Below are 7,324 nucleotides of genomic sequence, written 5' to 3'. Positions count from 1 at the left end.
GTGTAGCTTGACGTTGTCTTGACTTGGCGCGGCGGATCCGAAATTCCCCGCCGCGCTGCCACTTCAGGGCGATGCAAACCTCGGAGCCGCCACACATTGGCCAGTAAGGACCTTCAGATGAAGGCCGGACCTTTCAGATGAAGGATTGACGGTATCTTGTTGCGTACAGACTCTTTTCCGACCATGGCAAGGATCATTTTCCTGGCCGCGTTGGCCTTTGTCCTCCTGCTCGCCCTTTCACCGGCGCGGTTCCTGCAGGAGTTCGGCATGGCGTTCACGTTCGATCACGACAAGCTCAACCACGCCACCGCCTTTGCCGTGCTGACGGCTCTGGGAAGCCTCGGCTGGCCGGAACACAAGGCAAGGCTGATTGTCCTTCTCGTCCTTACCGGCGCCGCGATCGAGCTTCTCCAGGGCATGCAATTGATAGGGCGCGATATGAGCATATTCGACTGGTTTGCCGACTGTGCCGGCATGGCATGCGGGCTGACGTTCGCCGGCTGGACGAAGCGGCTCGTCGGCGGATTGCCGTAGGTCGCAGCGGTTGCGGCTTCCTCTAAGACAAAACAAACCAGCCATCTTTCGCCAATAGCACTCCCGCCTGCGATCCTTGAATCCCAATTCCCTGGCGACGCTACGGATTTGGATGTCGCGCGGGCGCACTGACGTTCCCGATCTTTCAAGCCCCGCTTTTGCGGGGCTTTTTCATGGAGCAAGCCCCTATGGCCCGACCTGCAACTGCCGCCGTTCGACTTCTGACCGGCGAACGCGAACCCGTGCGTCTGGCGACCACGGCCGACATCGTCCTGCATGGCCTGCAAGCCATTGACGGCGTGCCGGCCGAAATCGGCGATCGGGTGCTGGTCAAAGACCAGGCCGACCCGACGCAAAACGGCATCTATACGGTGAGCGAAGGCGAATGGTTCCGCGCCGCCGATGCCCGCACCGCCCGTACGCTGCAGAAGGGAACGACGGTTCACACCCAGGTCGGGTCGGCAAATGCGGACCGGGTATTTGAATTTACCTCCGACGAGCCGGTCGTGGGCACCGACGCCATCGCCATTGCGGCATTCGTGCCGCCCGACATCTCGGAGGTGGTCGATGAGGTGGAAGTGCTGCGCGACGAGACGCAGGTGCTGAAGGATGCCGTCGAGGCCAGCGCCGGCCAGGCGGCGGCCAACGCGTCCGCCTCTGCCGCCAATGCCGGCCTGACCGCCGCCGACGTTCTCGCCACGGCTGCCAATCTGGCCGGCGCCCAGGCAGCGCGCGACGCATCCTTGTACGGCAAGGGCATCTTTCCGACGGTTGCGGCCGCGATCGGCCTTGGCGTCGCCGGCAGCGGCGCGATCACAGCGGGCGCCGGTGGCACCAACGGCACATTCGACCTGGCGTTTACCGGCGGCACCGGCTCGGGCGCCGCCGGCCGCTTCGTGGTGGCGGGCGGTGTGCTGACGCAGATCCTGATCACCGCGCCCGGCTCGTACACCGTGGCGCCGAGCTTCAGCTTTACGGCGTCGGCGGGGCTTGCAGGGGCTAGCGCGGCCGTGGTTTTGGGCCGGAATGTTGATGTCGACGAGTATTTCTGGACCGAAGTCTCGGCCGGGATCATCGGGCTTCACAATGTCGCCGCCGGTCCGGCCGCCGTTGATACTGGCATCCGCGCGGCAAGTTCTGCCTTGCTCTCCACTGTTGATCACAATTCGATGCTCAATGGTCTCGGCTTACCTACCGCCAAGATGATCGAAGCGAGCGGCGCGAACCTCAACCCGGCTCTATATCGCCTCTACGCCTACACCAATGGCGACACGCTTGAGCATGTTGTTGTGGCCAAGGCGGCAGAGAGGGGCAATCTGCAACTCATCTGCGCTGCTAGTGGTGCCATCTATACGGCCAACTTCGACCTCAACCAGGGCACGGCATCGGGCAGCGGCGCAAACTTTGTCAGCGCTACGATCACCGCCTTGGGTTCAGGCTGGTATGAGTGCAAGGCGGCCGTTCTGATCGGCGCAAACGGAAACAACAACTTCCAAGTTCGGATGTCCCCCGGTGCGCTGCCGTACGCCGGCGATGGCGTGTCTGGAATGTACATTCGCAGCAACGTCCTTCGGAAGCAGAATACCACCGCGAACCTGTTCGCAAGCAGCGACCCCACAAGCGGGACTTTCACCCGTCAGAACCTCACAGACGTGATCAACACCGCTACCGCTGACGCTCCTGCAATTCTTCCCCTGATATCCACTGTTGACGTGCTCGACATCATCGTGAATGGCCGCATGTCAGCCACAAAGCTGGTGGAGCCGAACGTCAGCGGAAGCCCAGCCTTCTGGCAGTCGCGCCCGGGCATGGTGCTTGGGCAGACGGTTACCTTGGAGGTGATCGCCAAGAAGGCTCAGCGGTACCGTCTTAACCTGTTCTCAAATTCAGGCGCTCGCTACGACGTAACGTTCAACCTCGATCTCGGCACCTTCACCATCAATCCAACTTTCGCCGCGCCGACCGTCACCATGACCAAGCTCGGCAACGACTGGTATCGCGTCACGCTGGAAAAGGTGGTCGATGTCGCAGGGGGAATGAACCCGCAGCATCGTGTTTATGCCGCCACCGGAGGCCATCCCTACGTGGGCGACGGCGCATCGGGCCTTTATGTCCAATCGTCCACCTTCAAGATCAATGGCGGGCCGAACCTCAACACGTCACCGACCAACTTGTCAGTGGCCCCATGGACCCGAAGTGCCGGCGCAACGGCTACTCCCAATGCTGCCCTATATCTCGGCCTTCTATCCGACCCTACCAGCATAGGCGGCGGATCGACCGATGATGGCAGCGCGGCACTGATCGGCAAGAAGTGGGCAGCGCTCGGCAGCAGCATCACGATTGGGAATTACTACGCGCCCCTGCTCGCAGAACAGACCGGAATGGTGCTGACCAACCTAGGCGTCAGTGGTTCGGCTCTCGGGCTCAGCACCACCGCTTATCCGAGCTACGGCATGTCCGCCAGAATTGCCGACATTCCTATTGATACGGAACTGGTCACCCTTGAGCCCGGCCCGAATGCCTTCGGCGCGCAGGAGACACCGCTGGGTGTGTTCGGCGACACTGCGTACGCCACGGTCTACGGGTCTTTGTGGAGGGCCATCCTCGATATCCGTGCGCAGGCCCCGGTTGCAAAGATCGTCTTGATCCAGGTCTACAGTGGCGGCCCCGGCCACGCGACACACCGGTTAGGTCGGATCAACAGCCAAGGCAACACGATGGACCAGCACATGAAAGCCGAACGCGAAGTGTGCCAAGCGTTCGGTGTCCCCTACATCGACACGTCGCAGAGCGGCATGGGTTACCACACCTCGACGCTATACATGGCCGACGAGCTTCACCCGAACGCGGTCGGCAGCTTGCGTCTCGCTACGCACCACGCCGGAGCCCTACGCAAGATGGTGCTCAACGGTCTGTTTGTGAACTAGAAGGGGAAGTGCTCATCGATGCCGAGGAGTGGCCGTGCTAAACTCCCAATAGGAGTGGGTACTGAACACCGAAAAAATGGCAGCCGCTTGGGAAGGCAATCACGGTCGATGGGTCAGACACACCATCCCTCCGATCATATGCCGTCGATCTAGGTGAATACGTCTGGATCACGCCGGTCGCTTATGGCAAATGTCGCTGAATGCACATCTTCACCGCCATCCTCGCTCTGCGTCGCCGCTTTTGGTCATGGATCGCCACCGGAGCGGCAAGGGAGAATGCCATCATCGGGCCGCGAACTCGGTTCGGCGCTGGCGCCGAAATTTTCAATATCCACGGTGACCCATCGCGAGTAAAGATTGGTGCAGATTGCCACCTGGACGGGCATTTGCAGATCTTCGCGCACGAAGGGAATATCCAAATCGGAGATTTCTGTTTCGTGGGCGCAGGGTCGACGATCTGGTCGTCTGACCCCGTCGGGATCAAGATCGGCAAAGGGGTGCTTGTCTCTTCCGGTGTTGCAATTCACGACACCAATTCGCATCCCATGGACCATGAAAAGCGGTTCGCACAAACCGTGGCCATCTTCCGAACCGGCCATCCTCGTACCGATCCGGGTATCCGTTCGGCCCCGGTGACAATCGGTGACGATGTTTGGATCGGCACCGGAGCGATGATCATGAAGGGTGTGACGATCGGCGACCGGGCGATTATCTCGGCTCGGGCCATCGTTCGCAAGGACGTTCCGGCCGACTCGTTAGTCAGGGCTGACGACTAATTGGTCGATGCGTCTGGCCGGCGCTCTTCAATTAGCACCTCGCCATCCTATAGAGCTACGTGCAATTTCGGCATCTGCTTGCAGCAGATGTCCTTGAACTGCTTGCGCGTCGCAGCTTCATTCTCGCTGGTGTCAATCGGCACGGAAACTTGCCGCCCCTGCTGGAACTGCATGGATGGTGAGGTGAAGTGGTTGACCATTGTACATCGTTAGTCCCCCCTCAGGTCGTATCGACAAAAGGCATGTGCTTGATCCGGTTCCATTGCTCTGCCGCAGTCGTGCCAGACCAGCGTTTGCGTAGAGAGTTTTCGCGATAGGCTTGCGCCGGTTCAAGCGCCGGCAGAGAAGATGAGAGCGGCAAGAAGAATATGTTGCCGCCTGCCGCCGAAACTGCGACCAATTTATAGCCGTTCGCGATACACAGGTTCGTCAAAGCTGTAATCGACGCCCCATGATACCAGCCACTTTCATGCTTCTGTTTCCGGTCAAAAGATGGATCGTAGGGCACGGTGATCGGTCTCAGGCCGAGGCTGGCGTTGTACTCGACGGAGATCACGGTCGGGCGCACCGGCAGGAGCTCTTTGAGAAACCAGTAATCGTTCCCATCGACATCGATTGAGAGCACCCCGAGTTTGGGGAAATGAGCGCCAAGCCTTTTGATGTTGTCGAGCGTGATGAAGCTCTGGCGCGACTCGATCCGCTTTGGGAGGACGGCTTTTGCGAGGCGGACCGTTGTGTCGTCGCCATCAACAAGTAGGCCATTGAAGTCGGCGAGACCAATGCAGTTGTATTCGGTCGGGTGAAAGCCGAACTCGATGAACGTGCGCGGACAATTGATGGCCAGCCGAGAAAGGATGACGCTTTCATCAGATTGTGGCGCTCCACCTACGCGAGCCTTCAGCAGATGGTAGTAGTAACGAAGCGGTGTGCTGCGGAGGAACGAATGGACACGGGATTGAATGCTCATCAGAAATGATCCTCTGCCGGATGTCACTTCGACGTTTTCTGCGAACCCGTGTAGGGTGGCTATTCGCCCACTTGCAAGCTGGGCCATCGGTCAGGATAGTCTTTAAGTCGCCGAAGAGAAAGTCGCTTGTCGGACGAGGAGTTGCCCAGAAGTGCCGGGCTGACGAACTTGCCCACACTACCGCTCACGCCCTGCGCAAGCAGATGCCGCCACCATCTAGCGATGGCTGCCCTGTGGCTTGTCGTGAGGCCCCCGGTTCGACCACCAGACGAAATACAGCGAGCCCATCTTCATGACCGGTACGCGGCGGTCGCGTTCTCGCTCCCGCAATTCGCGATAGGTCTTCATCTTTAGCGTGCCGCCCGGCAATTTGATACGCACCGCCATCGGTTCAACTCCCGCTGTGCAACGCAGCAATGATGTGCAGTTGCAGCAAATTAGAGACCTTCCCTCGCGGAAGAGTCAATATCTGATCATCGACTGTTTCTGGGAGGGTCCAGGGTACAGACGTCGGATAACGGTTTTATGATCGGGGTTGCGGCGCATTGCCGTGCCGGGATTGTCCGACGCGCCGTCAGCCCCGCCGTTCGTCTTTCGAAGGACGCTGGCGGTTCGACCACCAGATAAAATACAGCGATCCCATCTTCAGGACCGGCACCCGGCGCTCGCGTTCGCGATCCCGCAGCTCCCGATACACCTTCATCTTCAAGGTGCCGCCCGGCAACTTGATCCGTACCGCCATCGGCCCAAACCCATTGTGCAATGCAGCAATAAAGAGCTTCCGGTACGGAAGAGTCAACCGCTGAGCGTTGACTATTTCTGGGATTGTTTCCCGAACCAGCGTCTCTGCGCGTGGGACGCGCTATGCCGCCGACGCGCGATGCCACAGATCGAGGCATCGCCTACTGTCCTTGTCCACTCGGCATCCTTCAAGACCGGCCCTCGATCATCGTTTTGGCGGGCGTTTCGATGGGCCATCAGACATGCTGCTCGGCCACCAGATGATGAAGCGATTTCCGATCTGCCAGACCGGAACCTCGCGCTTCTGCTCACGGCGACGCAGCTCGTCCTTCTTCTTGATCTTCAGAGTTCCCCCCGGAAGCCTGATCCTTATCGTCACGTGCCCTCCCGCACCTTGTGTCCCCCAAGGTACGAACGATCAATTGGAACGGTTTCATCCCGGCTAAGCGATTTCGATCCAGGCGAAGGCACGGATGGTGCGGTTCTCAAGCAGCCAGCACCGTCATTTGAAGAAATCCGCCATGCCCTGAATGGCCAGGAACGCATAGAGGATTGGCCCGGCGACCAGCCCGCAATAGAGGCAGAGGATCGCCGCCATCGCCAAAAGCAGCGGCTTGTCGCGGCCGAGCGCGGATAGTTCGGCTTTCATCGTCCAGCGCGCCGCGGCCGTTGCCGTTTCTTCGTCTTCCGACATGTGAAGATCCTCCCTGTCCTCCCCCTTGCGTTCATCTCACACGATCGCTTGCAAACATCAACTGCCCGTGGCCCGGGCGGAAAGGAAACGCCATGGACACCTCTTTCAAGGGCGCTGCGAAGCGTCTGAACGACCTCGATCTGCCCCGACTTGGCGCGCTGATCGGCGTCGGCGAGGACGAGATCCACGCCTTTCTCGATGTCGAGACCAGCGGCCACGGCTTCGATGCGCAGGGGCGGCCGATCATCCTGTTCGAGCCGCATGTCTTTTTCCGCAATCTGTCGGGGGCGGCTCGAGCGCAAGCCGTCGCTGCGGGTCTCGCCTATCCGAAGTGGGGCGAAAAACCCTACCCCAGGGATAGTTACTCCAGGCTGAAGGCGGCTGTCGCGATTGACGAGACGGCGGCGCTGAAATCGGCGTCGTGGGGTCTAGGCCAGGTTCTCGGCGAGAATTTCGAGGCGGCCGGCTTCCTCACCGTGCAGGCCATGGTCGAAGCCATGATGGAAGACGAGGCGCTGCAGCTTGCAGTGGCTGTCAATTTCATCGCCGAGAAACGGCTCTCCGACAAATTGCGCAATCACGATTGGGCCGGTTTCGCCAAGGGCTACAACGGCGCGTCATACAGGAAGAACGCCTACGATACCCGCCTTGCCGACGCCTATCGCAAATGGTCGCGCATCAAGGA

10 protein-coding genes are annotated in these 7,324 nt (G+C 60.0%); 4 read left to right on the top strand and 6 right to left on the bottom strand.

Annotation, left to right across the window (positions count from 1 at the left end; translation table 11 throughout):
* Window positions 1-183 precede the first annotated feature (183 nt).
* From CN311_RS31055 to CN311_RS31045, 3 genes are all read left to right on the top strand, one after another.
* Complete coding sequence (locus tag CN311_RS31055; RefSeq protein WP_097577394.1) at window positions 184-534, top strand: VanZ family protein; 351 nt, start codon at window positions 184-186, stop codon at window positions 532-534.
* Window positions 535-722: 188 nt separating this feature from the next.
* On the top strand, window positions 723-3,461 hold the full coding sequence (locus CN311_RS31050) for an SGNH/GDSL hydrolase family protein (protein WP_097577393.1): 2,739 nt from the start codon (window positions 723-725) through the stop codon (window positions 3,459-3,461).
* Window positions 3,462-3,661: 200 nt separating this feature from the next.
* Window positions 3,662-4,237 carry an acyltransferase gene (locus CN311_RS31045; RefSeq protein ID WP_097577392.1) on the top strand — a complete coding sequence of 192 codons (576 nt, stop codon included), beginning with the start codon at window positions 3,662-3,664 and terminating at the stop codon, window positions 4,235-4,237.
* 47 nt (window positions 4,238-4,284) lie between these two features.
* Here the strand turns inward: CN311_RS31045 and CN311_RS32800 are convergent, their stop codons facing one another.
* From CN311_RS32800 to CN311_RS31035, 6 genes are all read right to left on the bottom strand, one after another.
* Complete coding sequence (locus CN311_RS32800; RefSeq protein ID WP_165779916.1) at window positions 4,285-4,437, bottom strand: hypothetical protein; 153 nt, start codon at window positions 4,435-4,437, stop codon at window positions 4,285-4,287.
* A 20-nt stretch (window positions 4,438-4,457) separates the two neighbouring features.
* On the bottom strand, window positions 4,458-5,204 hold the full coding sequence (locus CN311_RS31040) for a hypothetical protein (protein ID WP_097577391.1): 747 nt from the start codon (window positions 5,202-5,204) through the stop codon (window positions 4,458-4,460).
* A gap of 216 nt (window positions 5,205-5,420) precedes the next feature.
* Window positions 5,421-5,591: a hypothetical protein gene (locus CN311_RS32795; RefSeq protein WP_165779915.1), complete on the bottom strand. Its 171-nt coding sequence runs from the start codon at window positions 5,589-5,591 to the stop codon at window positions 5,421-5,423.
* 187 nt (window positions 5,592-5,778) lie between these two features.
* Complete coding sequence (locus tag CN311_RS32790) at window positions 5,779-5,946, bottom strand: hypothetical protein (RefSeq protein ID WP_165779914.1); 168 nt, start codon at window positions 5,944-5,946, stop codon at window positions 5,779-5,781.
* Window positions 5,947-6,150: 204 nt separating this feature from the next.
* Window positions 6,151-6,324, bottom strand: a complete 174-nt coding sequence (locus tag CN311_RS32785) for a hypothetical protein (RefSeq protein ID WP_165779913.1) — start codon at window positions 6,322-6,324, stop codon at window positions 6,151-6,153.
* Window positions 6,325-6,447: 123 nt separating this feature from the next.
* Complete coding sequence (locus tag CN311_RS31035) at window positions 6,448-6,639, bottom strand: hypothetical protein (protein WP_097577390.1); 192 nt, start codon at window positions 6,637-6,639, stop codon at window positions 6,448-6,450.
* Window positions 6,640-6,731: 92 nt separating this feature from the next.
* Here CN311_RS31035 and CN311_RS31030 point away from each other — a divergent pair.
* A partial coding sequence (locus tag CN311_RS31030; RefSeq protein ID WP_097577395.1) for an N-acetylmuramidase family protein occupies window positions 6,732-7,324 on the top strand: 593 nt, incomplete at its 3' end.

This window comes from Mesorhizobium sanjuanii (assembly GCF_002529485.1).
In the GTDB taxonomy this organism is placed as follows: Bacteria; Pseudomonadota; Alphaproteobacteria; order Rhizobiales; family Rhizobiaceae; genus Mesorhizobium; species Mesorhizobium sanjuanii.
The sequence above is the reverse complement of the archived record's forward strand: the minus strand, read 5'-3'. Positions and strand labels throughout refer to the sequence as shown.

Excerpts from the sequence above, each read along its gene's own strand:
- CN311_RS31035 (WP_097577390.1), bottom strand. The coding sequence starts at position 6,639 with ATGTCGGAAGACGAAGAAACGGCAACGGCCGCGGCGCGCTGGACGATG.
- CN311_RS31040 (WP_097577391.1), bottom strand. The coding sequence starts at position 5,204 with ATGAGCATTCAATCCCGTGTCCATTCGTTCCTCCGCAGCACACCGCTT.
- CN311_RS32790 (WP_165779914.1), bottom strand. The coding sequence starts at position 5,946 with ATGGCGGTACGGATCAAGTTGCCGGGCGGCACCTTGAAGATGAAGGTG.
- CN311_RS31055 (WP_097577394.1), top strand. The coding sequence starts at position 184 with ATGGCAAGGATCATTTTCCTGGCCGCGTTGGCCTTTGTCCTCCTGCTC.
- CN311_RS31045 (WP_097577392.1), top strand. The coding sequence starts at position 3,662 with ATGCACATCTTCACCGCCATCCTCGCTCTGCGTCGCCGCTTTTGGTCA.
- CN311_RS32800 (WP_165779916.1), bottom strand. The coding sequence starts at position 4,437 with ATGGTCAACCACTTCACCTCACCATCCATGCAGTTCCAGCAGGGGCGG.
- CN311_RS32795 (WP_165779915.1), bottom strand. The coding sequence starts at position 5,591 with ATGGCGGTGCGTATCAAATTGCCGGGCGGCACGCTAAAGATGAAGACC.
- CN311_RS31050 (WP_097577393.1), top strand. The coding sequence starts at position 723 with ATGGCCCGACCTGCAACTGCCGCCGTTCGACTTCTGACCGGCGAACGC.